The organism is Kitasatospora sp. NPDC058444, assembly GCF_042721415.1.
Classification (GTDB): domain Bacteria; phylum Actinomycetota; class Actinomycetes; order Streptomycetales; family Streptomycetaceae; genus Kitasatospora.
This window is the reverse complement of the sequence record NZ_JBHXLL010000005.1, coordinates 211,803-236,366: the sequence shown is the minus strand read 5'-3', so window position 1 is coordinate 236,366 and position 24,564 is coordinate 211,803. Positions and strand designations below refer to the sequence as shown.

Genomic DNA, 24,564 nt, shown 5'->3' with positions numbered 1-24,564 from the left:
GCTCGGCGACCCCGAAGGTGAGGAACCGGGCATGCCCAGGCCGCGCACACCCCTGCTGGACCGGCAGCGCATCGTGGACGCCGCGCTACGGCTGGTCGACGAGGCGGGGGACCTCACCATCCCCGCGCTGGCCGGCGCGCTCAAGGTCAGCCCCTCCGCGCTCTACCACCACGTCGCCGGCCGGGCCGAGATCGTCGCCCTGATGCGTGCCGAGCTGGTGCGCACGATCGGCGAGCAGTCGATGTGGGACCAGCCCTGGGACGCCGCGCTGCGCACCTGGGCGCACGCCTACCGGGACGCCTTCGCCGAGCACCCCGGCATCATCCGGCTGCTCGCCACCGCGCCGCTGGCCGAATCGTTCATGCACGAGCTGTACGAGCGGGCCGTCGCCACCCTGGAGGACGCGGGCTTCGCCGCCCAGGACGTGATGGGACTGATCACCGCCCTGGAGAGCTTCATCCTGGGCTCGGCGCTGGACCTGGTCGCCCCGGACGTCATGGTCGACGCCGTCGACCGGGCCGCCACCCCGCGGCTGGCCGACGCCCTGGACGCCGTCCCCGCCGGGCGCGAGCGCGCCGACCGGGCCTTCGGACTCGGTCTCACCGCCCTCATCGAGGGTTACCGGGCGCTGCTGGGCTGACCGGGCCCGGTTCGCGTTCCGCGGCCGTGTCCTCTTATCGCATTTTTGGGCGCGAAACCCTCCCCTGGGGCTCGATACCGGCCAAGGTGCCGTGCCAGGTGGCCGATGAACGACGCTCCAACTCCCCTGTTCCACCAGTGGGGTCGCCCCATCGTTCAACCTGATGTGCCGTCAGTTCTTGGCTGGAACTGGCCGCAATTGGTGTGAATATGCCATTGGAATGTTCGTCATCTGGAATCCGGCAGTAGCCTTCCGTGTCGAACTAGCCACTGCTGGTGGTGAACCGGTCGGCGCCGCGCTGCGCCCGGCCGCCCAGACCCCGCGAAGGAGCCGGTGTGCCCGGTATCGACGAATGCCTCTCCGGAGCAATGGCGATCCCAGGGGCCCGCGCCGCGAGCCTGGTCGACTGGAGCAGCGGGCTCGCCTTAGGCAGCCTCGGGGACAGCCCGAGCGGAGAGCACGAGACCTCCGCCGCCGAGGCAACCGACCTGGTGCGGGCGGCCGTTGAGAGCCAGACCTTCACCGCGGTGGAGGACCGGCGGGCCCCGCTGGAGGACATCATCGTCACCGCCGGCCGCAGCTACCACCTGATCCGCTTCATCGACACCGTCTTCGACAGCAGGCTCGTCCTGCACCTCTGGCTGGACCGCGCGGAGGGCAACCTCGCCGCCGCCCGTTTCCGCCTCCAGGCGCTCGCCGAGGAGCTGGTGCTGGGGTGAGCACATGACCGCCGCGACCGGCACCGCGCCGCCGCCCCCGGCGGAGGCCGCCACCCCGAGGTCCCCGGGCGAGGCGCTCGCCCTGCTCGCCGACCGCCGCGCCACCGGCGCCCTGCACGGGCCGCTCGGCAGCCTCCACCTGGTCGACGGGCGGGTGGTCGCCGCCGAGTCCTCGCGGGCGCCCGGCCTGGCCGACCTGCTCACCGGCTGCGGCCGGATCACCCCCGAGGACTGGGCGGAACTGCTCCGGGTCCACGGCCCGGGAGCGCGGGTCGGCGAGGCACTGGTCGAACGACGGCTGCTCACCCGGGGAGAGCTCGAACTCGGCCACCTGGGCACGCTGTTCGACGCCGCGTTCTTCGTCCTCGCCGATCCGGCCGGCGGGGTCTGGCGGTTCGAGGCCGACGCCCGGCACTGGCTCGGACCGGTCGCCGAGGTCGACCCGGCCCGGATCCGCCGCGAGGTCGAACGCCGACGGCAACTGCTCGACGGGATCTGGCCGTGGGCGCAGCTCGACACCGCGCCCGTCCGTCCGACCGAGCGCGGCCGCCGCTCGTCCCACCGGCCCTCCGGCCGACGGCGACGTGAGCTGCTGGACCACGCGGACGGTCGCCGGACCCCGGCGGACCTGGCCAGGCTGCTCGGCCGCTCCGGCTTCGGCGTGACGGCCGACGTCCGCCGGCTGGCCGCCGCCGGACTGCTGGACGCCTCGCGCGCCTCAGGGCCGCCCGGCCCGTCCTTCGCGCCCCGGCCACCTGTCGCGCCCGGCCCGCCCGGCCCGTCCGGCCCGTCCGGCGCGCCCGGCCGGCCCGAAGTCCCCCCGCCAGTCGCGGGCGGGCCGGCCGGAGGGCTGCACCGCCGGGTCCCCGGTGCCAGCCTCCGGGGTGCCGGCCTCCCCGGCACCCCGGTCGCGGCCGTTCCCGCCCCCGACTCCGACTCCGCCCCTGACTCCGCGCCCGCTTCAGCCCCCGCTTCCGATGCGACCCGCACCGGGACCGACACCCCCACGAGCACCGAACGCCCGCCCACCACGGCAGCGGCCCACCCGCTGGCCGTCCCCGACCCGGACATCGCGCTGCTGACCCGGATCCGAGACCTTCTGGAGGCCCGACTTTGACCCACTCCCCGCCCGCGACCCCGTCGTTCCGGCCATGAGGCGGGCACTCAAGCAGCGTGTCGGAAGGAGACAACTGATCGCCTTGGAGACCGAGTTGCTCGCCGAACTGCGTGCCGTCAAACACCGTGTCCCGCACTTAGCGGGCGGGTTGGTCGCCAGCGTGGACGGCCTGCTGGTCGCGCACGACACCCACGGCACCGAACCCTCGGGACTGGCCGCGATGACGGCGGCCTCGCTCTCGCTGGCCCAGCGGCTCGCCGACACCACCGGTCAGGGTGAGTTCCGCGAGTCGCTGGTGCGCGGCGAGAACGGCTACGTCGCCACGTACGCGGCCGGCGGCAGCTGCGTACTGACCCTGCTGGCGCACCCCGACGTCAACGTCGGCCGGCTGCACCTGGAGGCCCGCCGCAGCGCCCAGCGCATCGCGGGGCTGCTCAACGACGCCCTGGTACCCAAGGACCCGCGCGAAGCGGGCTGACCCTGGCCGGCCACCGCACCACCATCCCCTGAACCACCCATCACCGAACGGGAGTTACCCAGATGACCGACGCAGCCGGCGCGCTCAAGCAGGCCATGACCAGCATCGAGGGCGCCATCGGCGCGGCCCTGGTGGACTACAACAGCGGCATGGCGCTGGCCACCCTCGACGGCCCCGGCGGCCTGGACCTGAACGTCGCCGCCGCCGGCAACACCGATGTGGTCCGCGCCAAGATGCGCACCATGGACATGCTCGGCCTCCAGGACGGGATCGAGGACATCCTGATCACCCTGAGCAGCCAGTACCACCTGATCCGCCCGCTCACCGGCCGCACCGGCAAGGGCCTGTTCCTCTACCTCGCGCTGGACAAGTCGCGCGCCAACCTCGCGATGGCCCGCCACCAACTGGGCCGGATCGAGGCCGATCTGGAGGTCTGACGCGCCGCTCCGAGACGCCGCCCTGTCGCGACGCCCTACCCCGCCGCCCTGCCACGCCGCCCTGCTGCGCGGCAGGGCGGCGACGAGGCCCCGGCGGTGGCCCACGCCCCGCCGGGGCCCGTCCGGCGGGGTTCTCACCCCCGGGGCAGGTCCGGACCGGCGGCCTGCCCGCGCACCAGCTCGGCCGGGCCGCCCGCCCCCTCCCGGGCGGCCAGTGCGGCGGCCGTCCGGTCCCAGGAGGGGCCGGTCAGCAGCGCCCGCGCCTCGGCGGGGTCGCAGAGCCGCCACTCCACCAGCTCCTCCTCCGGCAGCACGATCGAGTCGAGCATCCGCTCCGTCACCGTGCCCCCGTCGAACACGTACACCAGGACGGCCGTGTCCCGGCCGGTCGCCGGGTCCGCGGTCGGGTCGGCCGCCGTACCCGGCTGCCAGTCCAGCGCCAGCAGCGACCCCGGCTCGACCTCCCAGCCGAGTTCCTCGCGGATCTCCCGCCGGGCCGCCGCCCGGGGCATCTCCCGGCCCGCCTCGACCCCGCCGCCCGGCAGCGTCCAGTGCGGGACCCGCCCGCGCGGCCCGTCCCACGGCCGCAGCCGCACCAGCAGCACCCGGCCGGCCGCGTCGGTGAACAGGGTCCGCGCCTTCGTCCGGATGCGCGGCCGGGTGGCGTAGTAGGTCTCCCGGTCCATCGGCGGCTCCGGCGGGTCCTCGGTCGACGGCGCCAGCCCGGGCGCCGCGGCCGGCCCGACGTACTCGGGGGCGGGCCCGTCGACGGGCAGCCACCGCAGTGTGTGCCCGACCGGCCGGCTGTCCTCCAGCTCCAGCGGCCCGGCGTCGCGCGGCGCCCGCAGGCAGGCCGTCACCCGGCGCGACAGCCGGGGCGGCAGCGCCCGCCCGGCCTGCTCCGTCGTCAGCCACGTCCAGCCGCCGACCTCCGCCGTGTCCAGCCGGAACGCAGCCGCCTGCTCCGCCGTCAGCGGCTCGGCCCAGTACAGGTACACGACGATCGGCCGGTCGCCGTTGCGCAGCAGCGCCCAGTCCACGCCGGCCAGCGGGCCCAGCCGGGGCGTGAAGCCCAGCTCCTCCCGGATCTCCCGCAGCGCGGTCTCCCGGGGCGACCGGTCCGCGGGCTCCCACCCGCCGCCCGGGATCGCCACCGGATCCTTCCGGTCGTACGGCAGCCGCACCACGAGCACCCGCCCGTCCGCGTCCGGGAACAGCACCCCCGCCGCCGCCAGAATCTCTCGCCCAGCCATGCCCGCGCTCTCCATCCCGACTCCCTTCGCCGCACTCTCCCCGGACACGACAACCCGGGCCACCCCGATGGTTCCCCCGAGCACACCCCCGACCACCCCGATCGGGCGATCCCCGGGGCTGCCCACTGACGCCCTCGGCGGACTCACGGGCTTCTCCCGGATGTCATCGTGGCGACGGTCCTTCGCTTCGGGGCGGGCGGCCGATCGCCCGTTCTGCTGGAATCGGCCCAGGTCAACGATGTTCCGCAGCGCGGGATCCAACGGGACGCGACGGCCCCGATCACCGCGCGGCCGCCTCCTCGCCCGGCGGCGCCGCCCCCGCCCGCCGCGTCGGCGGGCTCCTCAGCCCAGGGAGGCCAGGGCCTGGGCCGCGGCGAGGGCCATCTGCTCGTCGTGCCGCCGGCTGCCGCCGCGCAGCCGGGCGACGCCCTCGGTCGCGGCCAGGGCGAGCAGGCCCGGCAGCAGGTCGGTGCTGCGGGCGGCGAGCCAGCGGGTGCCGCGGGTGGCCATCCACCAGAGGTCGGCGGCCAGGCCCGGCGGGGGTTCGGCGGGGGCGGTGGCCGGGGGCGGGCCGAGGGGGTGGCCGGTCTCGGCGAGCAGGTCGTGGAACCGCAGGGCGATCAGGTGGTGGCCCTCGGCGCTGGGGTGCAGGCGGTCCACGCTGAGCAGCCGGCGCTCCGTCAGCCACGGCAGCTCGGCGATGTGCAGGTGCACCGCCCGGTGGCGTTCGGTGAGGGCGTGCACCACGGTGTTGACGGCCCGCATCCGGCGTGCCAGCGGGCGGGCGAGCGGCGCCGGGAGCCGGAGCAGGCTGCCCGGGTCGGGCAGGCAGGCGGTCAGTAGCCTGGCGCCGTGGGCGGACAGTTCGCCCATCGTGGCGTCCAGCTCCAGGGTGGCGCGCCGGATGTCGAAGCCCGCGCGCAGGGTGTCGTTGCCGCCGGCGACCACGGCCGCGAGCTGTGGCCGCCGCGCCAGTGCCTCCGGAAGCTGACGTGTCGTCAGTTCTGTGGTGAGCGCCCCGCTGTACGCCAGGTTGGTGAACTCGACGTCCCGCCCCTCGGGCGCCAGCGCGTGGGCCAGGACGGTGGCCCAGCCGCGCCAGCCCTCGCCGACCTGGTCCCCGATCCCCTCCGTCAGCGAGTCCCCGAGTGCGACGAAGCGCAGCAGCTCGCCCGCCGCGGGGCGCTCCCGTGCCGCCCGGTCACGCCCGGCTTCCAGCATGCTCATCCCGACCCCCGTCCACCGCCTCGTCGTGGCGCACGCCGTGCGCCGCCAGGAACCCGGCCACCGCCGCCGGCCAGCCGTACCGCTCGGCCTGCGCCCGGGCGGCCGCCCGCCGAAGGTCCTCCGGCCGTCCCAGCAACTGCCGTACGGCGGAGGCGAATCCGCTTCCCGTGTCGACGGCCGCCACCCCGGCGAGCCCGACCAGGCCGGGCAGCGCGGAGGAGCGGCTGGCCACCACCGGGGTCCCGCAGGCCAGCGCCTCCATCGCGGCCAGGCCGAAGGTCTCCACCGGCCCGGGCGCGAGCACCACGTCCGCGCAGCCCAGCAGCCCGGCCAGCTCCTCGCGCCCGCCCAGGTGCCCGAGGAAGCGCACCGGCAGCCGCAGCCGGGCGGCCCGGGCGGCCAGCCGTTCGCGCAGCGGGCCGGTCCCGGCGACCACCAGCACCGCGGGTTGCCGCCGCGCCCGCAGGTCGGCCAGCGCCTCGATCGCCCGCTCGGGCCGCTTCTCCGCCGAGAGCCGCGAGCAGAGCACCAGCAGCGTCTCGTCCGGAGCGGCGTACCGGGCCCGCTCGGCCGCGCGTGCGGCCGGCGGCAGCGGTCGCATCGCGTCCAGGTCCACCCCCAGCGGGGCCCGGACCAGGTTCGGGACGCCGATCCGCCGGAACTCCGCGGCCGCCCAGTCGGTGGTGCAGAGCACCGCGTCGTAGGCGCGGGCCGTCGCCGCGTTGAGCCGGTCGGCCGCGGCGCCCGCCAGCGGACCGGGCAGGCCCCAGGCGCGCAGCACCCCGGCGGCGCTCTCGTGCGAGACCATCACCGAGCGCACCCCGTGCCGCCGCGCCCAGGCGCCGGTCCAGCGCAGGGTGGTGCGGTCGGACACCTCCAGCCGGTCGGGCGAGAACCTGGTCAGCTCGGCGGCCACCGCCTGCCGGTCGGTGAGCAGCCGGTAGCCGCCGCTGGCCGGCAGCACCGGGCCGGGCAGGGTGACCACCACCCCCTGCTCGGTCTCCTCCTCGGAGCGCCGCTCCCCGGGGACGATCAGCACCGGCCGGTGTCCGGCCGCCCGGTACCCGGCGCCGAGGTGGCGCAGCGCGGTGCGCAGGCCGCCGGAGACCGGGGTGACGAAGTTGGCGAGCCGGACGATCGTCAGAGCCTCGCCGGGCCTCGGCGCGGGGCCGGTTCCGGGCACGTTGCCGGTCGTCGGCACACTGATGGTCGTCAGCGCCGGGCCGGTCGGCGCCGCGCCGCCGTCGGGAACGCGGGTCATGCCGGCAGCTCCTCCGGCAGGACGGGCGCCGCCGGTGCGACCGGCGCGGGAGCGGTGGACGGCAGCGGCAGCCCGCGGTGCTCGGCCAGCACCTCGGCGTAGTGCCGCAGCAGCAGGTCCCCGACGGCCTCCCAGGTGCGTCCGGTGACCTCGGCGCGTCCGGCCTGCCCGTACGCGGCCCGGCGCGCCGGGTCGGCGGCGAGTTCGGCCACCGCGCGGGCCACCGCCGCGCCGTCCCGGGGCGGCACCAGCAGGCCGGTGCGGTGGTGGGCGACGAGGTCCAGCGGTCCGCCCGCTGCCGGGCCGATCACCGGTACGCCGCTGGCCATCGCCTCCTGGATGGTCTGACAGAAGGTCTCCAGCGGACCGGTGTGCACGAAGACGTCCAAGGTGGCGAAGCAGCGGGCCAGTTCGTCACCGGTGCGGCGGCCGAGGAACACCGCGCCCGGCATCGAGGACTTCAGCCCGGGTGTCGAGGGGCCGTCCCCGACGACCACCACCCGGACCCCGGGCAGCGCCGAGGCCGCCGCCAGCAGGTCGACCCGCTTCTCCGGCGCCAGCCGTCCGACGTACCCGACCAGCACCTCCCCGCCCGGGGCGAGCGCCCGGTGCAGCGCCTCGTCCCGGTGCCGGGGGTGGAACCGCGCCGAGTCCACCCCGCGCGGCCACAGCTGGACCCGGGGCACCCCGTGTGCGGTGAGGTCCTGGGCGGCGGGGGTGGAGGGTGCCAGGGTGCGGGCGGCCGCGCGGTGCACGGCCCGGATCCGCCGCCAGGCGGCGGCCTCGCCGAGCCCCCGACCGGCCCGGTAGGCGTGGGCGTACCCGGCCAGGTCGGTCTGGTAGACGGCCACGGCGGGCACTCCGAGCCGCGCCGCGACCTGCATCCCGCGCGCGCCGAGCACGAACGGGCTGGCCAGGTGGACGATGTCCGGCCGGTGTCCGGCGATCGCGGCCGCCAGCTGCCGGCTGGGCAGGGCGATCCGCACCTGCGGGTACCCGGGCAGCGGCACCGACGGGATGCGCACCACGGGAACCCCGTCCGCCGTGGCGCTGCCGAAGCTCTCCGGCGGGCATGCGGCGCCCCGCGCCGGTGCGGGGGTGACGACGAGGGGCCGGTGGCCCCGGCGGACCAGGTGCTCGGCCGTCCGCAGCACGCTGTGGGCGACTCCGTTGACCTCGGGCGGGAAGGATTCGGTGACGATGACGACGCGCATGCCGGTGTTCTGTCCGCGCCCGGCGTGCACCCGGCCAAAGGGATCTGTCGTACAGGCGAACGCGGGTCGGCGATTTGCACCGCCGACCCGCGCCCCGGAGCGCGTCCGGTCACGCCGTCCCGGCGGTCTCCTTGAGCTCCGCGTACGGCGCGAGCTTGCGGATCGACTCGATGCTCTTCAGGCAGTCGTCCTTGCTCTCCTGCGGGTCGCCGGTCACCACGATCGCCCCGTTGCTCGACTTGAGCCGGAACCGGTGCATGCCGCCCTCGTCCACGTACAGCTCGAATTTGCCAGCCATGCCAGAAACAGCCTTCCGCTCGGATGACCCCCTGGAACCGCACCGTAGGGTCAAATCCCTTGTGCGGCGCGCCAGATGATCCATTGGAGTGCACCGGAACGGATGTCGGAGAGGCGGTCGGGTCAGGTCTGCGGCCCGCTTCGTGCGGCGGCCAGCCCGGTGACGGTGGCGGTCAGGACGCGGGCGAGCCGGGGTTCGACCTCGATGACGGCGTGGGCCAGCCGGGGGTCGCTGCGGTAGAGGGCGGCGACCTCGGCGCCGGGGTTCGCGATCTGCCACATGGCCCCGGCCAGGGAGACGGCGGTGGCGATCAGGTCGACGACGTCCTGGTCGTCCAGCGTGGGCAGTTGTGCGCGGACGGCCGCGCCGATGGGTTCGCGGGCGGCGAGCGTGGCGAGCTTGAACTCGCGTACCGCGTCGAGCGAGACGTTGCGTTCGAAGTTGAGCGGGGCGTGGGCGAGCAGGTCGCAGAACATCCCGCGGGCCGCTAGCGTGGCGGCGAACGCCCGCGCCACGGCGGCCGGGCCCGGCTCCACCGTCTCCCGCAGTCGTGCGGTCAGCGCCTCCGACCACTCCGCCCAGCCCTCGGCGGTGAGCCGCAGGAAGATCTCCTCGCGGGTCTCGAAGTACCGCAGCAGCGCCGACTTGTGCATCCCCACCGCGGCGGCGATGTCGGTCAGGGTGACGTCCCTGATGCCGCGCTCACCGCCGAGCGAGCGGGCCGCCGCCAGGATCGCGGCCTCGCGCCGGCGCTTGGCCTCGGGCGAGCGCGCGCGCTGGAACTCCGATGCTTCATCCACCTGCCCATGGTAGGGCGACACTGTTGCCGTAATACCGCAACACCGTTGCGCTAATAACGCAACGGTGTTTTACTAGCGGCATGGAGCAGAACACGGAGCAGAGCAGGGAACAGACCTGGTTCATCACCGGCAGCTCGCGCGGCTTCGGCCGCGCCCTCGTCCGGGCCGCACTCGAAGCCGGCGACCGAGTGGCCGCGACCGCCCGTCGGCCCGAGCAACTCGCCGACCTCGCCGAGGAGTTCGGCGACCGGATCCGCCCGATCGCGCTGGACGTCACCGACCCGGCGGCCGCCCGGGCCGCCCTCGCCGAGGCGCACGCCGCCTTCGGCCGGATCGACGTGCTGGTGAACAACGCCGGCTACGCCAACGTCTCGCCGATCGAGACCACCGACGACGCCGACTTCCGCGCCCAGTTCGAGACCAACTTCTGGGGCGTCTACCACGTCACCAAGGCCGCGCTGCCGCTGCTGCGCGAGCAGAAGGGCGGACTGGTCGTGCAGTTCTCCTCGATGGGCGGGCGGGTCGGCGGCTCCGCGGGCATCGCCTCCTACCAGGCGGCGAAGTTCGCCATCGACGGGTTCAGCCGGGTGCTGCGCACCGAGGCCGCGCCGTTCGGCGTGCGGGTGCTGGTGGTCGAACCCAGCGGCTTCCGCACCGACTGGGCCGGTTCCTCGATGGTCGTCCACGAGGTCCCGGAGGCCTATGAGGAGACGGTCGGTGCCATGAACCGGCTGATGCGGCAGGGCGGCGCCGGCGCCGCGGGCGATCCGGTCCGCGCCGCCGAGATCCTGGTCCGGGTGGCCAAGCGGCGCGACATCCCCCACCACCTGCCGCTCGGGGTCAACGCCGCCGAGGGCTCGATCGCCATGGACCGGCGGCTCCTGGCGGAGGACACCAGGTGGCGCGAGGTGGCCCGCTCGGCCGACTTCGCCGAGGCCTACCCGGTCGCCTTCCCGGCGGACTCGGCCGACTGACCGGTCCGGCGCTGCGGCCGTGCCCGGCGTCCGCCGGGCCCGGCGGTGCGGCCCGGCGCGGGGTGGGCGCCGGGCCGCGGGGGCGTTCGGTCAGCAGTTGTCGAGGATGCCGGTGAGCGCGGTCTTCTCGGTGCTGTCCACGCTCAGGCCGTAGTACTGCTTCACCTGCACCCAGGCGCGGGCGTAGGTGCAGCGGTAGGAGGCCTGGGGGAGCCACTCGGCCGGGTCGCGGTCGCCCTTGGAGCGGTTGCTGCTCGCGGAGACCAGCAGCAGCTGGGGGCGGGTGACGTCGTTGGCGAAGGCCTGGCGCTGCGCGGTCGTCCACGCCCAGGCGCCGGAGGCCCAGGCCTCGGAGAGCGGCACCAGGTGGTCGACGTCGAAGGAGGAGGCGTTGGTGGTGGTCGCGCCGTCGTACGGCGAGGACCAGTTGCCGCTGGTGGCCTTGCAGGAGGTGTCGGTGGCGACGTTGCTGCCGTCCCGCTTGACGACCCACTCGCGGGTGTCGCAGGTGCCGCTGATGGTGATCCAGGTCGGGAACAGCGTGCGGTCGTAGGTGTCCCCGTGGGTCTCCGCGGTGGCGGGCATCGCGGCGAGGTAACTGCGGGCGGTGGCCGCGGAGATCGGGGTCGGCAGGGCGGCCTGGGCGGGGGTGCCGGCCGTGACCACGGTCACGGCGGCGAGGGCGGCGGCAGCCGGTATCCAGGACAGGAATCGGCGCGCGGGTGCGGCGGGGGCCATGGCGGACGCTCCATCATCAGATCGGATGAACTGCTGAATTGCGTGCGCCAGTGTGGCGATCCGGGTACCTACGCGGGTAGATCCGGGAAGTGAAATCCTCGTGCACATCGGACGTGCACCGGACAAGTCCGGCGTACGTCACGGGGGTTCAGGGGGATGTGTCCGGTTTCCGGCCGTCGCCGGGGGCCCACCGGCGGCCAACCGTCGGCTCACCGGGGCCCACCGGCGGCCAACCGTCGGCTCGCCGGGGCTCAGGCGCGGCGGCGGCCCGCCATCCAGACGTAGACCAGGATCCCCGCGAACAGGAAGAGGACGCCCTGGTACACGGCGGCGTAGCCGGCCCCGGCGAGTAGCCAGAGCGAGAAGGCGAAGGAGCCCAGGCCGAGGACGGCGTCGCGCACCAGCCGCCCGCGGTCGACCCGCTCGCCGGCCCCGCGCACCAGCCAGTACAGCTGGGCGGCGGTGGAGAGCAGGTACGGCACGGTGGCGGTGAAGGTGGTGACCAGCACCAGCATGTCGAAGGCGCCCTTCGCGCCGCTGGCGAAGTTGAGCACGGTCAGCGCCGAGGCCAGCGCCACGCTGACCAGCACGCCGAAGGTCGGCACGCCGCGCCGCTCCTTGCCGAAGGCCGCCGGGAACAGCCCGTCCTTGGCCGCCGCGTACGGGGCCTGGGCGGAGAGCAGGGTCCAGCCGTTGAGGGCGCCGGTCATCGAGACCAGTGCGGCGACGGCGATCACCGTGCCGCCCCAGGTGCCACCGAACATGGCGTCCACGGCGTCCGAGAACGGCGCGGTGGAGTGGACGAGCTGCTGGTGCGCCACGGTGCCGAACACCGCGACGGTGCCGAGCAGGTAGACCACCGCCGCACCGGTGGTGCCGAGCACGCTGGCCCGACCGACGTTGCGCTCGGGGTCGCGGACCTTGCCGGCGCTCATCGCGGCCGACTCGACGCCCAGGTAGCTGAATAGCAGGATCGCCGCGGCGGCGGTCATGCCGCCGGCCCAGCCGTGGCCGGTGGCGTCGAAGGGCCCGAGGTTCTTCGGGTCGAAGAAGAACAGGCCGCCCACCGAGACCAGCAGCAGCGGGATGAACTTCAGTACGGTGGAGACGAGTTGGACCACCCCGACGTAGCGGGTGCCGGCCAGGTTGGCCAGTGCCGGCAGCCACTGGAAGGCCAGCGCGGCGGTGATCTCCAGCGGGATGGAGTGGTGGAGCGGCAGCACTACGTCCAGGTACCCGACGGCGGCCACGGCGAGCGCGGCGTTGCTGACCCAGGTGGTGATCCAGTACGACCAGGCGGACAGGAAGCCGGCGAAGTCCCCGAAGGCCTCGCGGGCGTAGACGTACGGCCCGCCGGTGCGCGGGTTGCGGCGGGCCAGCTGCCCGAAGACCAGTGCCAGCGCGATCGCGCCCACGGTGAGCACCCCGAAGGCGGCCAGGCTGACCGTCCCGAACGGGGCCACGGCGGCGGGGATCATGAAGATGCCGCCGCCGATGATGTTGCCCATCACCAGGGCGGTGGCGGTCACCAGCCCGAAGCGGCGGCCGGTCGTCTGCCGCGACGGGTCGTCCGAAGCGGGGCCGGCCGGCCCTGGGCCGTCCGTCGGGGAGCCGACCGGCCCCGGGGTCTCCGGGCCGCTCGGTCGGGTCGCCTGCCGGGGTGCGGCGGGACTGGTCTGCATGAGGGTGGTGCGCCTTTCGTGGAACTGCTCCTGCGGCTCCTCACACGCGGTGGAGCGATACGGAGCGACCGTTCATGCTCGGACCAGCCGATACCTTGCACCAAATCGACGGGATTTGTTCAGTTCGCCCGGTCCGTCACCGCAAGACTTGCGGTCGCGGAGCGGCCCGACGGGCACTCGTCCGGCACTCCTCCGCCCGGCTGTTCGAGCGCGGACGGACCGGATTCACGGAGGTGTGCCCGGGTTCGTCCGGCCGGGGGAGTTGCCTCACCCGAACGCCTCAGCCCGGTTGCGGCGTGCGCCCGAAGCCTCGCGTTCGTGTGCAAACGTGGGCGCGGCGCCCCCGGTGGGGCGCCGCCCAGCCCGTCGGGCGGCCGAACCGGCCGGTCGGGGGCGCGGGTTGAGGACCAGAAACGAACCAAAGGACATCAGATGTCGCTTCGTGGGAAGATCCGCAAGCTCGCCGTGATCGTCGCCGTGGCCGGTGCCGTGGTGGCGGTCCCGACCTCGGCCGTGGCGGGGGGCTACGCTCCGACGCAGTCGGAGGGGCAGAACCTGGAGTCCGTCTCCGCGGGCGTCGGCCTGTTCGGTCCGCACGCCAGCTGGGTCAACTACTCCGAGCACGGCGAGAGCGACTGCGGCTGCTGATCCCCTCCGAACCCCGAGCCCGGAGGCCGCCCGTCGGCCTCCGGGCTCACGCCTGTCCCGGGGCGGCCGGGCTCACGGCCGTCCTGCGGTCTCCCCGCTCACGGCCGTGCCGCGGCGGCAGGCTCCCGTCGGTCCGCCGGACGGGTTCCGGGGCCGCGGACGGTGGCCCGGTCCCGCAGTTCCCTCAGCACCGCGATGTCCATCGCGTGCCCGGTGCCGTCCCCGCCGTGCTTGCGGTCGGGGGTCTCCACCACCAGGGGCACCCCGGCCGTCTCCGGGTGCTCGAACAGCTCGCGGAACGGCTCGGCGCCGATCATCCCGGCACCGATGTTCGCGTGCCGGTCCTTGCGGGCGCCGACGACGTCCTCGGAGTCGTTGGCGTGGATGAGTCGCAGTCGGCCCGGACCGGCCGCGGCGGCCAGCGCGTCCAGCGCGGCCGTCACCCCGCCCGGCTCCTCCAGATCGTGCCCGGCGGCGAAGGCATGGCAGGTGTCCAGGCAAACTCCCACCTTCGGGTGATGGTCCAGCGCCTCCAGGTAGTCGGCCAGCTCCTCCAGCCGTGAGCAGAGCGAGCTGCCCTGGCCCGCCGTCGGCTCCAGCAGCAGCCAGGGCGCGTCGTCCCCCAGCCCGTCCAGTTCGTCCAGCAGCGGCCGGACGTCCGTCCGGACCTGCGCCATCGCCTCGGCCCGGCGCGAGCCGCCGCCGGGAGCGGAGCCGACCGCCGAGCCGGTGTGCAGGACGACGCCGAGCGCGCCGATGGCGTGGCCGCGGCGCAGCGAGTGCCACAGCGAGTCGGCCGAGCGCTCGCGGGTGTCCGGGTTGTCCGAGCCGAAGTTGATCAGGTACGGGGCGTGCACCCAGGCCGGGATGCCCTGTTCGGCGCAGGCGGTGCGGAACTCCTCGTCCTGGGCCGGGTTGCCCGCCGGAGTGGCCCAGCCGCGCGGATTGGCCACGAACACCTGCACCGTCTCCGCGCCGACCCGGGCCGCGTACGCCAGGCCGGTGCCGGCCAGCCCGCGACCGGCCACCGGGACGTGGGCGCCGATGGGGTTGCGGAGGGCGGCGACGGGCGGTACGTGCACGGTGGTCATGGCCCCGAGCATGTCACGCGCCCGGACCGGGGTGCCGGGCGGGCCGGGCGGAGCGGAGTCGGGCGGAGGGCGGACAGGGCCGGGCCGGCAGGGCCGGACGCCCGCAAGGCCGGAGGCCCGGCTCCTTCGGCAACCGGAGAAACGATTCTCTGTGCTCGATCGAGTGAATTCGAACCGGAACCCCAGAACCGCGCCCCCGCCTCCGTCACGATCCGTGACCAGATGGACTTCGCGACTCCTGAGGAGGCAGCCGTGAGCACCGCCGAACCGGTCGAGATCGTCGACCTGCGGGCCGACCACCTGATCCGCGACCCCTTCACCGCCTTCGCCGACCTGCGCGAGCGCGCCCCGCTCGCCCGCGCCACCATCCCCGGCGTGGAGCCCTTCTGGATCGCCGTCCGCTACCAGGACGTCCGCACCGTGCTCTCCGACCCGCGCTTCGTCAACGACGTGAACGCCGTCGACGGCCCCGTCGCCGACGACCTCGCCACCGCCGGCTCCGCAACCGACGACCTCGCCACCGCCGACGGCATCGGCCCCGCCGCCGCCCTGTCCGGCCCGGCGGACGGGACCACCGCGCCCGTCCCCGCGCACCGCACCGAGCAGGTCTGGCGCGCCCGCGGCATGCCGCCGGAGTGCGCGACGTACCTGCGCGCCGGGGTCTTCGGCGCGGACGGCGCCCGGCACCGCCGGATGCGCGGGCTGGTGCACCCCGCCTTCACGGCCGGTGCGGTCGAGCGCCTGCGGCCCACGATCGAGCGGCTCGCCGAGGAGTACGCCCGGGCGCTGCCCCGGCACGCCGGCCCGGACGGCGTGGTCGACCTGGTCGCGCACTTCGCCTACCCGCTGCCCGTCACGGTGATCTGCGAACTGCTCGGGATCCCCGAGTCCGACCGCCCGCGGTGGCGCCGCTGGAGCTCCTACCTCGGCCGGGGCGCCGGGCCGGGACTGGACGAGGCGCTGCGCGCCATGGTGGGCGCCGCCCGCGAGCTGGTCGAGCGCCGCCGGGCCGAACCGGCCGAGGACCTGCTCTCCCGGCTGGCCGCCGCCGAGGGCGACACCCTCGCCCCGGTGGAGACCGTCTCGCTGATCCTCAACCTGATCGTGGCCGGCCACGAGACCACCGCCACCCTGATCGGCAACGGCACGGCCGCGCTGCTCGCCCACCCCGAACAGCTGGCACTGGTCCGGTCCGACCCGGGCCTGCTGCCCGCCGCCGTCGACGAGCTGATGCGCTGGTGCGGCCCGACCATCGGCGGGGTGCCGCGCTACGCGACCGAGGACCTCACCCTGGCCGGCACCCTGGTCCGCAAGGGCGAGGCGGTGATGCCGATCCTCGCCGGGGCCAACCACGACCCGCGGGCCTACGCCGAGCCGGAGCGCCTGGACGTCTGCCGGGCGAGCGCGCCGGACCGCGCGGGGCACCACGAGGCGCACCTGGGCTTCGGCCACGGCACCCACCGGTGCCTGGGCTCGGTGCTGGCGCACCAGGAGGCCGTCGTCGCCTTCGGCACGCTGCTGCGGACGTACCCGCGGCTGGCCCTCGCGGTCGGCCCGGAGGCCGTCGAGCGCGGACCGAACCCGGCGGCCTGGCACCTCGCCGCACTGCCGGTCCGCCTCGGGCCGCAGGCCCAGGCCGCGGGCTGACCGGGCCGCCGAGCCCACTGCCGACGCGCCCGACCGCCCCCGCGGCCGGGCGCGTCGCCACGTCCGCCGCCGACCGCACCCCCGGAGCCGTACCCGTCGCACGGCGCGCCCGGCTGGCGCCCGCCCCGCGCCACGCCGGGCCGTCCCACCTCCGGTCGACGCCCTGTCAGCCCCGCAGCCCAGCCCTGGTGGCGGGCCCACCCGGCCGCCCATACCGTCGACACGGCCGCACCCACCGGCCGTCACCGCCCGCGCACCGCGCGTCAGCCCACACCGCCGGACCGTGCGGACGACCACGCCACCCGCACGAACACCGCGCGCGCCGAAAGAAATCAGGTCACCACTCATGCCCACGCGACGGGTCCACCACCTCGCCGCGGCCACCGCCGCCGCCACCGCCCTGACCACCGTCCTCGCCGCTCTGGCCGCAGCCCCCGCGGCCCGCGCCGTCGGCGGCATCCCGCTGCACCTCGTCCGGCCCGGAGAATCGATTCAGCGGGTGATCGACGCCGCCCGGCCCGGAGACACCGTCCAACTGTTCCCCGGCACCTACCGGGGCAGCGTCCGCATCACCACCCCCGGCCTCACCCTGCGCGGCGTCGGCACGGACAGCGTGATCGTCCCGGGGGACGGCACCGAGAACGCCTGCGGCGCCGCCGGCCACGGCATCTGCGTGGTCGGCACCGAGGAGCAGCCGCTGTCCGACGTGACCATCGAGGGCCTCGCCGTCACCGGCTTCCGCAGGAACGGCATCGACGCCAGCGGCACCACCGGTCTGACCGTCGCCGGCACCTACATCCACGACAACGCCCAGCAGGGCATCAGCCAGGAGATGTCCACCCGGGCCGTCATCCGCGGCAACCTCTCGTCCGACAACGGCCAGTCCGGCGTCTTCCTCGCCAACTACGCCTACCGCGAGGGCGGCTCGCCCGACACCGGCGGCACCGTCGTCGAGGGCAACGAGCTGGTCGGCAACCGGGTGGGCGTCACCGTCCGCCGGTTGCGCGGACTGGCCGTCCAGGACAACGGGATCAGCGGCAACTGCGCCGGCGTCTTCGTGGTCGGCGACGAGGGCGTGCCCCGCGCCGGGGACCTCGACGTCCGGCGCAACGCCGTCGTCGGCAACAACAGGTTCTGCCCGGCCAACCCGCGACTGGGCGCCATTCAGGGCGCCGGCATCGTGCTCACCGGCACCGAGGACGTCCGGGTGACCGAGAACATGGTCCACGACAACACCGGCACCTCGGAATTCTCCGGCGGCATCGTCCTCTTCAAGAGCGTCGTCGGGGTCTCCAACGCCCGCGCCGTGATCACCGACAACCAGCTGAGCGGCAACGGCCCGGCGGACCTCGCCGACCGCGACCTCGGCGCTGACAACACCTTCGCCGGCAACACCTGCGAGCGCTCCGAGCCGACCGGCCGCTGCTGAGCCCGCCCCTGGCGCCTCGTCGCCCGCCCCTCACCCCTCGCCCCTCACCCCTCGCCGCCCGCCCCTCGCCGCCTGCCGTCCGCTGCCCGTCGTCCGCCGCCCCAGGAACTCCCAAGGACCCGAGGAACCAGCCATGACCACCGCACCCGCCCACACCAGCCCCCAGGCCGCGATGCGCCTGCGCGAGCTCGTCTTCGGCGCCGCCTGCGCCGCCGCCGTCCGCGCGGCCGCCCGGCTCGGTGTCGCCGACGTGCTCGGCGACACCCCGACCACCGTCACCGACCTCGGCGTCGCACTCGACACCGAGCCCCGCCAGCTGCGCCGCCTGCTGCGTGCGCTCGCCTGCTACGGGATCTTCCAGGAGAGCGGCGACGACCGCTTCGAGCACACCGAGATGTCCCGGCTGCTGCGCGAGGACGCCCCCAACTCGCTGCGCTACATCTCCCTCTGGTGCACCGAACCGTGGACCTGGGAGGCCTGGCCGAAGCTGGACGAGGCCGTGCGCTCCGGCCGCAACGTCTTCCCCGAGCTGTTCGGCAAGGAGTTCTTCGACTACCTGCACAGCGACGCGGGCGACTCGGCGAAGGTCTTCGACAAGGCGATGACCGCCTCCAGCCGGCAGTCCGCCGAGGACTTCGCCGAGTACCTGGACCTCACCGGCATCGACTCGGTGGCGGACATCGGCGGCGGCCAGGGCCATGTGCTGGCCAGCCTGCTGGAGCGGCACCCGGCGCTGCACGGCACCCTGCTCGACCTGCCCAAGGTGGTGGCCGGCGCCGACCTCCGGCTCCACGACGGCGGCGCCTTCTCCGACCGGGCCCGCCTGGTGCCGGGTGACTGCCGGGTGGAGATCCCGGTCCGCGCCGACCTCTACATCATCAAGAACATCCTGGAGTGGGACGACGACAGCACCCGCCGCACCCTCGCCAACGTGGTCAAGGCGGCCGGATCCGGCGCCCGCGTCGTGGTGGTGGAGAACCTGGTCGACAACAGCCCCTCGATGCGGTTCACCACCGCGATGGACCTGATGCTGATGCTCAACGTGGGCGGCGCCAAGCACTCCGAGGAGAGCATGGTCGGGCTGATGGCGGAAGCCGGACTGACCGTCACCGCCGTCCGCCCGGTCAACCCCTACCTGCACGCCTTCGAGGCCGTCGTGACCGGCTGAGCCACCGCCCCACCCACCTGGTCGACCGCGGACCCGCACGGCCGTCGGCCCCCGATCACCGGGGGCCGACGGCCGTCGCGCTCCCGGCGGGACCGGGGCGGGCCGGCCGGGGGAAACCCGGGTCAGCCCGGGCGGGAGGACTCCAGGTGGGCGAAGACCACCACGTTGTCCAGGTAGTCCCGCCGCTTCTTGTCGTACGTGCCGCCGCAGGTGATCAGCCGGAGCTGGGCGTCCGGGGTCCGGCCGTACACCTTGGCGTCGGGGAAGGCGTCCTTGGCGAAGGTCTCGACCGAGTCGACCGAGAACACCGCGACCGTCCCGTCCGCCCGGCTCACCTCGACCTTGTTGCCCGGCAGCAGGAAGCTCAGCAGCAGGAACACCGCCGGGCCCTTGGCGGTGTCCACGTGCCCGGCCAGGACCGCGCTGCCGCGCTCGCCCGGGGTGACGCCGTCCCGGTACCAGCCGACCAGGTTCTTGTCGTCCGGCGGCGGTGCGTCGAGCTGGCCGGCCGGGTTGAGGGCCAGTTCGGTGAACGGCGCGTCCACGGCGATCTGCGGGATCCGCAGCCTGGTCGGCTTGGCGCGGCCGAGCGCCGGCGCCCCGGCGTCCGCGGGACCGGGGACGGCCGGCGCGGCGGCTGCCGGGGGAGCGGGCTTGCCGTCCCCGTCGGAGTCCGATCCGGTGTCCACCGAGTTGTAGATCAGCAGCAGCCCGACCGCCGCCGCGCCCATGCCCGCGCGCAGCAGCCGGGGTGTTCCAGAGGCGGGACCGCCCGTCATTCGTGTCCTCCGCTCGACCTGTTCCACGACGGCCCACCGCCCCCGGTGCGCCGGCCCCGTGCGGGGAGGCGCCCGGAGGCGGCGGAAGCAGGGTGTCGGCGTCAGGCGACCGCGCCGGGGGCACGGCGGCCGCGACGCAGGGCGTAGGCGCCCGCCCCGAGTCCGCCGAGCAGCAGCACCGCGCCGGACGCGAGCCCGCTTCCGGACAGCGCGAGACCACCGCCCCCGGTGTGCACGCCGCCGTGCGGGGTCGTGTGGTCGTCTTCCTTGGCTTCGGTGCCCTTGTGTTCGTCGGCGCCCTTGTATTCGGTGGTGCCCTTGTGCTCGTCGGTGGCCTTGCGCTCGTCGGTGCCCTTGTGCTCCTCGGAGGCGGCACCGCCCTTCTTCTCGTCGGTGGCCTTGGTGTCGGCGGCCTTGGAATCGGTGGCCTTGGAGTTGTCGGAGGTCTTCTCGGACTTGTCCTGCTTCTCCTGCCAGGTCAGGTTCTTGCCCTGGTCGGCGGCACCGTCGGCGAAGGCCATGGGGGTACCGACGGCGAGCACGGCGGCGACGGCCGCCCCGGCGAGCAGCGTGCGTGCAGAACGCATGAGGATGATCCTTCCGGCGCGCAGGACCGCGACTGCCGGCACGGTGCCGGGCAAGGGGACTCGCGGGGGGTGCGCCTGATCCACGGTCATCCACCGTGCGGCCGATTGCCACCGGAGCGTGGCAGCGCCGGTACGCAGTGTGCGCCCTTCGAGTGGAGTCCCGGGTGTGTTCACCCGTTCGGCCGGGCGATCCGGGTGAATCCGCGGCAGGTGGATTCGAGCGGCGTGTATCCGGGGCGGGTGGATTCGAGCCGGGCGGGTCCGTTCGGGGCGGCTCTGCTTCCCGAGGCGCCGGATCCGCGTCGGCGCCGTCCGGCCGGACACGCGTGGGCCCGCCCCCGGCGCACGGCCGGGGGCGGGCTCGTCGGACAGCCGCAGGGGTCAGCGGTCCCAGCGGTAGAACTCCCGCGCCATCGCGTCCTTCGGCTCGCGCCAGGTGGCCGGGTCGTACGCCTGCACGTAGGCGGTCAGGCGGTCGCTGACGGTCCGGAACTCCGGGTGCCCGACGACCTTGGCGACGGCCGGGCCCGGCGGGCGGTCGGCCTCGATCAGGTGCAGGTAGACGTCGCCGAACTGGAAGAGGCTGCGGCCGGTGACGCCGATCAGGTGCGGCAGCTCGCCCTGGTCGGACTCGGCGAACACCTCGGCGATGTCCGGTGCGGCCTCGGGCTTCATCCGGGCGACGATCAGTGCCCGGTGGACGCCGGTCACAGCTCCGCCGCCCGCTTCTCGACCTTCTCCCGGATCAGCTGCATCTGGATCTTCGAGTTCCGGTTGATGTGGCCGGTCATGCCCTCGTCGTCGGCCGGGGCGGTCGGCTTCATCGCGAAGTCCTGGATCCAGCGCATCCTGGTGCCGGCCGGCACCTCGGCGTACTCCCAGCGGATCTCCATGAACTCGAACGGGCCGGGCTCGACCCGGCGGGCGCGCACCGAGAGCGCGTCCCGGTCGGTCTCCCGCTCGGAGACCCAGCTCCACACCTGGCCGTTCTCGTCCGGGTGCATGGTGAGCCGGAACCGGACGAGGCTGTCCTGCCGGTCCAGCACCTCCACCGAGGCGTACTCGCTGAACAGCTGCGGCCAGTTCTCCAGGTCGTTGGTCATCTCCCAGACCAGGTCGAGCGGAGCGGCGATGACGATCTCGTTGTCGGTGTGTCCGGGCATCTCAGGCACCGGCCTTCGTGGCGAGGGAGGAGTTGACCAGCTCCAGGAACTCGGCCGGGGTCTTGGCGGACTCGGCGCCCGAGGTGACCTTGAGTCCGTGCCGGTTCTCCAGCTCGCCGACCACGCCGAGCAGGCCGAGGGAGTCGATGCCGAACGTGTCGAACTCCGCGCCCGGCCGCGCCAGGTCGCCCGGGTCCACGGCGACGCCGGCCCGGGCCTGGAGCAGTTCGGCGAGTTCCGGATAGCTGAGGGTGTTGCTCACGGGGGTGTCCCTTCGGAGGTGTGGGTGGTTCAGGGCCGCGCGCGCCGGACCACCAGCGCGGAGTTGGAGCCCATCAGGCCGCGGCTGAGGACCAGGGCGGTGTTCAGCTCGGCCGGGCGGGCCCGGCCGGTCACCAGGGCGAGGTCGTGGCAGACCTCGGTGACGTTGGGGGTGGGCGGCAGCACGCCGTCCTCCATGGCCAGCACGGCGGCGGTCACGTCGAGCATCGGGGCGCCGCAATAGGCCCGCCCCGTACCGGCCTTGGGCGCGGTGACCGGGACCCGTTCGGCGGCCGGGCCGAGCGCGTCGGCCAGCGCCAGGGCCTCCGCCCGGTCGGCCTCCGGCACTCCGAGGGCGTCCGCGAAGACGACGTCGATCTCCTCGGCCGCGATGCGGGCCTCGTCCAGCGCGATCCGGATCGCGGCCGCCAGCCCCTCCCGGGACTCCGCCCAGCGGGAGGCCCCGGTGAAGGTGGCGCCGTGTCCGGCCAGCAGCGCCCGGACGCGGGCGCCGCGCAGCCGGGCCGCCTGCTCGTCCTCCAGCAGCAGCATCGCGCCGCCTTCGGCCGGGGCGAAGCCGCGGGCCTGCGCGGTGAACGGCAGGTAGGCCCGGTCGGCCTCCTCGGCCAGGCTGAGCTCGGGGTAGCCGAGCTGGCAGACCATCGAGTACGGCGCCAGCGGGGCCTCGGCGGCGCCGACCACCACCGCGTCGGTGCCGCGCTCGATCGCGCGGGCGGCGTGCGCGAGGGCGTCCAGCCCGCCGGCCTCGTCGCTGGCGACCACCCCGCACGGGCCCTTGTAGCCGCCGCGGATCGAGATCTGGCCGGTGCTGGCCGCGTAGAACCAGGCGATGGACTGGTACGGGCCGACGAACTTGGGCCCCTGGCCCCAGAGTTGCTGGAGTTCGCGCTGGCCGAACTCGCCGCCGCCGGAGCCGGCCGCGGTCACCACGCCGACCGCGTAGGGCTGTTCCGGGTCGGGCCGGAAGCCGGCGTCCGTCACGGCGAGGTCGGCGGCGGCCATCGCGTAGTGCGTGAAACGGTCGGTCTGCACCAGGAAGCGGTTGTCGATCGCCGACTGCGGATCGAATCCGTTCACCTGGCCCGCGATCCGCAGCGGCAGCCCGGTGCAGCCCTCCCGGGATATCCGGTCCAGGACGCTCACGCCCTGCCGGGTGGCCTTCCAGAAGGCGTCGGCCCCGACCCCGTTCGGCGCCACCACGCCGAGGCCGGTGACCACCGCCCGGCGGCCCTGCTGACGTGACGTCATGGAACTCACCCCGTTCTGTTGAGCACGACGGCGGACTGGAATCCGCCGAATCCGCTGCCGACCGAGAGGATGTGGCTCAGCGGCAGCTCGCGCGCGGTGCGCGGCACGTAGTCGAGGTCGCACTCCGGGTCCGGAGTCTCGTAGTTGGCGGTCGGTGGAACGACGCCGTGGGCGAGCGCCAGGGTGCAGGCGACGACCTCGATGGCGCCGATGGCGCCGAGCGAGTGCCCGACCATCGACTTGATCGAGCTCATCGGCGTCCGGAAGGCGTGCGCGCCCAGTGAGCGCTTGACCGCGGCGGTCTCGTGCCGGTCGTTCTGCTTGGTGCCCGAGCCGTGCGCGTTGACGTAGTCCACGTCGGTGCGGTCCACCCGGGCGTGGACGAGCGCGTGGTCGATCGCCCGGGACATCTCCAGCCCCTCCTTGGTGAGGCCGGTCATGTGGTAGGCGTTGCCGAAGGTGGCGAAGCCGCCGATCTCGCCGTAGATCCGGGCGCCGCGGCGGCGGGCGTGCTCCATCTCCTCCAGCACCAGGACGGCGCCGCCCTCGCCGAGCACGAAGCCGTCCCGGTCGGCGTCGAAGGGGCGGGAGGCGTGCTGCGGGTCGTCGTTGCGCTCGCTGGTGGCCTTGATGGCGTCGAAGCAGGCGACGGTGATCGGCGAGATCGGGGAGTCGGAGGCGCCGGCGACGCAGATGTCGGCGCGTCCCTCCTCGACCGCCTGGAAGCCGTAGCCGATCGCGTCCAGGCCGGAGGTGCAGCCGGTGGAGACGGTCTGCACCGGGCCGTGCGCGCCGGTCCGCTCGGCCACCGTGGAGGCCAGCGTGCTGGGCGCGAAGGCCCGGTGCAGCTGTGGCTCGGCCTGCCGGTGGTCCACGTCCCAGCGGGCTCCGGCCGCGCTGACCAGGGCGTAGTCGTGCTCCAGCCGGGTGGTGCCGCCGACGGCGGTGCCGAGCGAGACGGCGATCCGCCACGGGTTCTCGGCGGCCAGGTCCAGGCCGGCGTCGGCGATCGCCTCGTCGGCCGCGACCATCGCGAACTGCACGTAGCGGTCGGCCCGTCGGACGTCCTGCGGGCTCAGCCCGTGGGCCGCCGGGTCGAAGTCGACCTCGGCCGCGATCCGGGAGCGGAACCCGGTGGGGTCGAAGAGCGTGATGCCCCGGGTCGCGGTGCGGCCGGTCGTCAGCAGGTCCCAGAACGCCGGGACGCCGACCCCGCCGGGCGCGACCACACCGATCCCGGTGACGGCGACGCGCCGGGTCACGAGCCCACCTTGGCGTGTTCCGGCGGCCCGGAGGCCGCGGTCCCCTCGGTGCTGACGTGGCCGAGGTCGGGGCGCGGGGCGAGCGGGCCGAGGTGGAAGACCATCCGGGCCTCGGTGGAGCCGACGTTGCGGAAGCGGTGGCGCATGTTGATCGGGATCATCAGGCCCTGGTCCGGCTTGAGCGGGTGGGGCTTCCCGTCCAGGTCCACCTCGAGCTCGCCGCAGACGACGAACACGAACTCCTCGGAGTACGGGTGGTAGTGCTCGCCGATCCGCTCGCCGGGCTTGACGATGGCCAGGCCCATGAAGCCGGTGGTCGCACCGCAGCTGGTCGGGGTGAGCATGGTGCGCAGCTCGGCGCCGTGGCGGCGGTTCTCCGGTGCCTCGTGGACGCTGACGATCCGTGGGGACTGCGTGGTCAT

27 protein-coding genes are annotated in these 24,564 nt (G+C 74.6%); 10 read left to right on the top strand and 17 right to left on the bottom strand.

Going from position 1 to position 24,564, the window contains the following annotated elements:
* Positions 1–31 precede the first annotated feature (31 nt).
* From ACFWP2_RS08580 to ACFWP2_RS08560, 5 genes are all read left to right on the top strand, one after another.
* Positions 32–640 carry a TetR/AcrR family transcriptional regulator C-terminal domain-containing protein gene (locus tag ACFWP2_RS08580; protein WP_380449511.1) on the top strand — a complete coding sequence of 203 codons (609 nt, stop codon included), beginning with the start codon at positions 32–34 and terminating at the stop codon, positions 638–640.
* A 335-nt stretch (positions 641–975) separates the two neighbouring features.
* Positions 976–1,359 (top strand): hypothetical protein, encoded by a 384-nt coding sequence (locus ACFWP2_RS08575; protein WP_360356463.1) that lies wholly within the window; start codon positions 976–978, stop codon positions 1,357–1,359.
* Between the two features lie 4 nt (positions 1,360–1,363).
* Complete coding sequence (locus ACFWP2_RS08570) at positions 1,364–2,476, top strand: hypothetical protein (RefSeq protein ID WP_380449510.1); 1,113 nt, start codon at positions 1,364–1,366, stop codon at positions 2,474–2,476.
* 34 nt (positions 2,477–2,510) lie between these two features.
* The gene (locus ACFWP2_RS08565) at positions 2,511–2,954 is read left to right on the top strand and encodes a roadblock/LC7 domain-containing protein (protein ID WP_380449509.1); all 444 of its coding nucleotides are present in this window, start codon (positions 2,511–2,513) and stop codon (positions 2,952–2,954) included.
* Positions 2,955–3,016: 62 nt separating this feature from the next.
* The gene (locus tag ACFWP2_RS08560; RefSeq protein WP_360356456.1) at positions 3,017–3,391 is read left to right on the top strand and encodes a hypothetical protein; all 375 of its coding nucleotides are present in this window, start codon (positions 3,017–3,019) and stop codon (positions 3,389–3,391) included.
* Between the two features lie 134 nt (positions 3,392–3,525).
* On the opposite strand, the gene ACFWP2_RS08555 is transcribed toward ACFWP2_RS08560, so the two are convergent.
* The 6 genes from ACFWP2_RS08555 to ACFWP2_RS08530 all read right to left on the bottom strand — a co-directional run bounded on the left by ACFWP2_RS08555 (position 3,526) and on the right by ACFWP2_RS08530 (position 9,444).
* Positions 3,526–4,644 carry an NUDIX domain-containing protein gene (locus ACFWP2_RS08555; RefSeq protein WP_380449508.1) on the bottom strand — a complete coding sequence of 373 codons (1,119 nt, stop codon included), beginning with the start codon at positions 4,642–4,644 and terminating at the stop codon, positions 3,526–3,528.
* Between the two features lie 342 nt (positions 4,645–4,986).
* Positions 4,987–5,871: an SGNH/GDSL hydrolase family protein gene (locus tag ACFWP2_RS08550; RefSeq protein WP_380449507.1), complete on the bottom strand. Its 885-nt coding sequence runs from the start codon at positions 5,869–5,871 to the stop codon at positions 4,987–4,989.
* The gene (locus ACFWP2_RS08545; protein ID WP_380449506.1) at positions 5,846–7,132 is read right to left on the bottom strand and encodes a glycosyltransferase; all 1,287 of its coding nucleotides are present in this window, start codon (positions 7,130–7,132) and stop codon (positions 5,846–5,848) included. The genes ACFWP2_RS08550 and ACFWP2_RS08545 overlap by 26 nt, the downstream gene beginning before the upstream one ends.
* Positions 7,129–8,346 carry a glycosyltransferase family 4 protein gene (locus ACFWP2_RS08540; RefSeq protein ID WP_380449505.1) on the bottom strand — a complete coding sequence of 406 codons (1,218 nt, stop codon included), beginning with the start codon at positions 8,344–8,346 and terminating at the stop codon, positions 7,129–7,131. Before ACFWP2_RS08540 ends, ACFWP2_RS08545 begins: the two co-directional genes overlap by 4 nt.
* A gap of 109 nt (positions 8,347–8,455) precedes the next feature.
* Positions 8,456–8,644, bottom strand: coding sequence for a YegP family protein (locus tag ACFWP2_RS08535; protein ID WP_380449504.1), 189 nt, complete (start codon positions 8,642–8,644; stop codon positions 8,456–8,458).
* 122 nt (positions 8,645–8,766) lie between these two features.
* Complete coding sequence (locus tag ACFWP2_RS08530; RefSeq protein WP_380449503.1) at positions 8,767–9,444, bottom strand: TetR family transcriptional regulator; 678 nt, start codon at positions 9,442–9,444, stop codon at positions 8,767–8,769.
* 80 nt (positions 9,445–9,524) lie between these two features.
* Here ACFWP2_RS08530 and ACFWP2_RS08525 point away from each other — a divergent pair, with 80 nt between their 5' ends.
* Positions 9,525–10,418 carry an SDR family NAD(P)-dependent oxidoreductase gene (locus ACFWP2_RS08525; RefSeq protein WP_380449502.1) on the top strand — a complete coding sequence of 298 codons (894 nt, stop codon included), beginning with the start codon at positions 9,525–9,527 and terminating at the stop codon, positions 10,416–10,418.
* A gap of 90 nt (positions 10,419–10,508) precedes the next feature.
* Here the strand turns inward: ACFWP2_RS08525 and ACFWP2_RS08520 are convergent, their stop codons facing one another.
* Complete coding sequence (locus ACFWP2_RS08520; RefSeq protein ID WP_380449501.1) at positions 10,509–11,156, bottom strand: HNH endonuclease family protein; 648 nt, start codon at positions 11,154–11,156, stop codon at positions 10,509–10,511.
* A 251-nt stretch (positions 11,157–11,407) separates the two neighbouring features.
* The gene (locus ACFWP2_RS08515; protein WP_380449500.1) at positions 11,408–12,838 is read right to left on the bottom strand and encodes an amino acid permease; all 1,431 of its coding nucleotides are present in this window, start codon (positions 12,836–12,838) and stop codon (positions 11,408–11,410) included.
* A 432-nt stretch (positions 12,839–13,270) separates the two neighbouring features.
* Here ACFWP2_RS08515 and ACFWP2_RS08510 point away from each other — a divergent pair, with 432 nt between their 5' ends.
* The gene (locus ACFWP2_RS08510) at positions 13,271–13,486 is read left to right on the top strand and encodes a hypothetical protein (RefSeq protein ID WP_380449499.1); all 216 of its coding nucleotides are present in this window, start codon (positions 13,271–13,273) and stop codon (positions 13,484–13,486) included.
* A gap of 98 nt (positions 13,487–13,584) precedes the next feature.
* Here ACFWP2_RS08510 and ACFWP2_RS08505 read toward each other — a convergent pair whose 3' ends face one another.
* On the bottom strand, positions 13,585–14,577 hold the full coding sequence (locus ACFWP2_RS08505) for a deoxyribonuclease IV (protein ID WP_380449498.1): 993 nt from the start codon (positions 14,575–14,577) through the stop codon (positions 13,585–13,587).
* Positions 14,578–14,829: 252 nt separating this feature from the next.
* Here ACFWP2_RS08505 and ACFWP2_RS08500 point away from each other — a divergent pair, with 252 nt between their 5' ends.
* From ACFWP2_RS08500 to ACFWP2_RS08490, 3 genes are all read left to right on the top strand, one after another.
* A complete protein-coding gene (locus tag ACFWP2_RS08500; RefSeq protein WP_380449497.1) occupies positions 14,830–16,224 on the top strand; it encodes a cytochrome P450 in 1,395 nt (464 codons plus the stop codon).
* 346 nt (positions 16,225–16,570) lie between these two features.
* Positions 16,571–17,653, top strand: a complete 1,083-nt coding sequence (locus ACFWP2_RS08495; RefSeq protein WP_380449496.1) for a nitrous oxide reductase family maturation protein NosD — start codon at positions 16,571–16,573, stop codon at positions 17,651–17,653.
* Positions 17,654–17,786: 133 nt separating this feature from the next.
* The gene (locus tag ACFWP2_RS08490) at positions 17,787–18,821 is read left to right on the top strand and encodes a methyltransferase (RefSeq protein WP_380449495.1); all 1,035 of its coding nucleotides are present in this window, start codon (positions 17,787–17,789) and stop codon (positions 18,819–18,821) included.
* 122 nt (positions 18,822–18,943) lie between these two features.
* On the opposite strand, the gene ACFWP2_RS08485 is transcribed toward ACFWP2_RS08490, so the two are convergent.
* The 8 genes from ACFWP2_RS08485 to ACFWP2_RS08450 form a co-directional block, all read right to left on the bottom strand.
* The gene (locus ACFWP2_RS08485) at positions 18,944–19,600 is read right to left on the bottom strand and encodes a class F sortase (RefSeq protein WP_380449494.1); all 657 of its coding nucleotides are present in this window, start codon (positions 19,598–19,600) and stop codon (positions 18,944–18,946) included.
* A gap of 101 nt (positions 19,601–19,701) precedes the next feature.
* Positions 19,702–20,187, bottom strand: coding sequence for a hypothetical protein (locus ACFWP2_RS08480; protein WP_380449493.1), 486 nt, complete (start codon positions 20,185–20,187; stop codon positions 19,702–19,704).
* Positions 20,188–20,568: 381 nt separating this feature from the next.
* On the bottom strand, positions 20,569–20,898 hold the full coding sequence (locus ACFWP2_RS08475) for a TcmI family type II polyketide cyclase (RefSeq protein ID WP_224282871.1): 330 nt from the start codon (positions 20,896–20,898) through the stop codon (positions 20,569–20,571).
* A complete protein-coding gene (locus ACFWP2_RS08470; RefSeq protein ID WP_380449492.1) occupies positions 20,895–21,350 on the bottom strand; it encodes an SRPBCC family protein in 456 nt (151 codons plus the stop codon). The genes ACFWP2_RS08475 and ACFWP2_RS08470 overlap by 4 nt, the downstream gene beginning before the upstream one ends.
* A gap of 1 nt (position 21,351) precedes the next feature.
* A complete protein-coding gene (locus ACFWP2_RS08465; protein ID WP_380449491.1) occupies positions 21,352–21,612 on the bottom strand; it encodes a phosphopantetheine-binding protein in 261 nt (86 codons plus the stop codon).
* A 29-nt stretch (positions 21,613–21,641) separates the two neighbouring features.
* Positions 21,642–22,880, bottom strand: a complete 1,239-nt coding sequence (locus tag ACFWP2_RS08460) for a ketosynthase chain-length factor (RefSeq protein ID WP_380449490.1) — start codon at positions 22,878–22,880, stop codon at positions 21,642–21,644.
* Between the two features lie 5 nt (positions 22,881–22,885).
* Positions 22,886–24,142: a beta-ketoacyl-[acyl-carrier-protein] synthase family protein gene (locus tag ACFWP2_RS08455; protein ID WP_380449489.1), complete on the bottom strand. Its 1,257-nt coding sequence runs from the start codon at positions 24,140–24,142 to the stop codon at positions 22,886–22,888.
* Positions 24,139–24,564 (bottom strand): cupin domain-containing protein, encoded by a 426-nt coding sequence (locus ACFWP2_RS08450; protein ID WP_380449488.1) that lies wholly within the window; start codon positions 24,562–24,564, stop codon positions 24,139–24,141. The genes ACFWP2_RS08455 and ACFWP2_RS08450 overlap by 4 nt, the downstream gene beginning before the upstream one ends.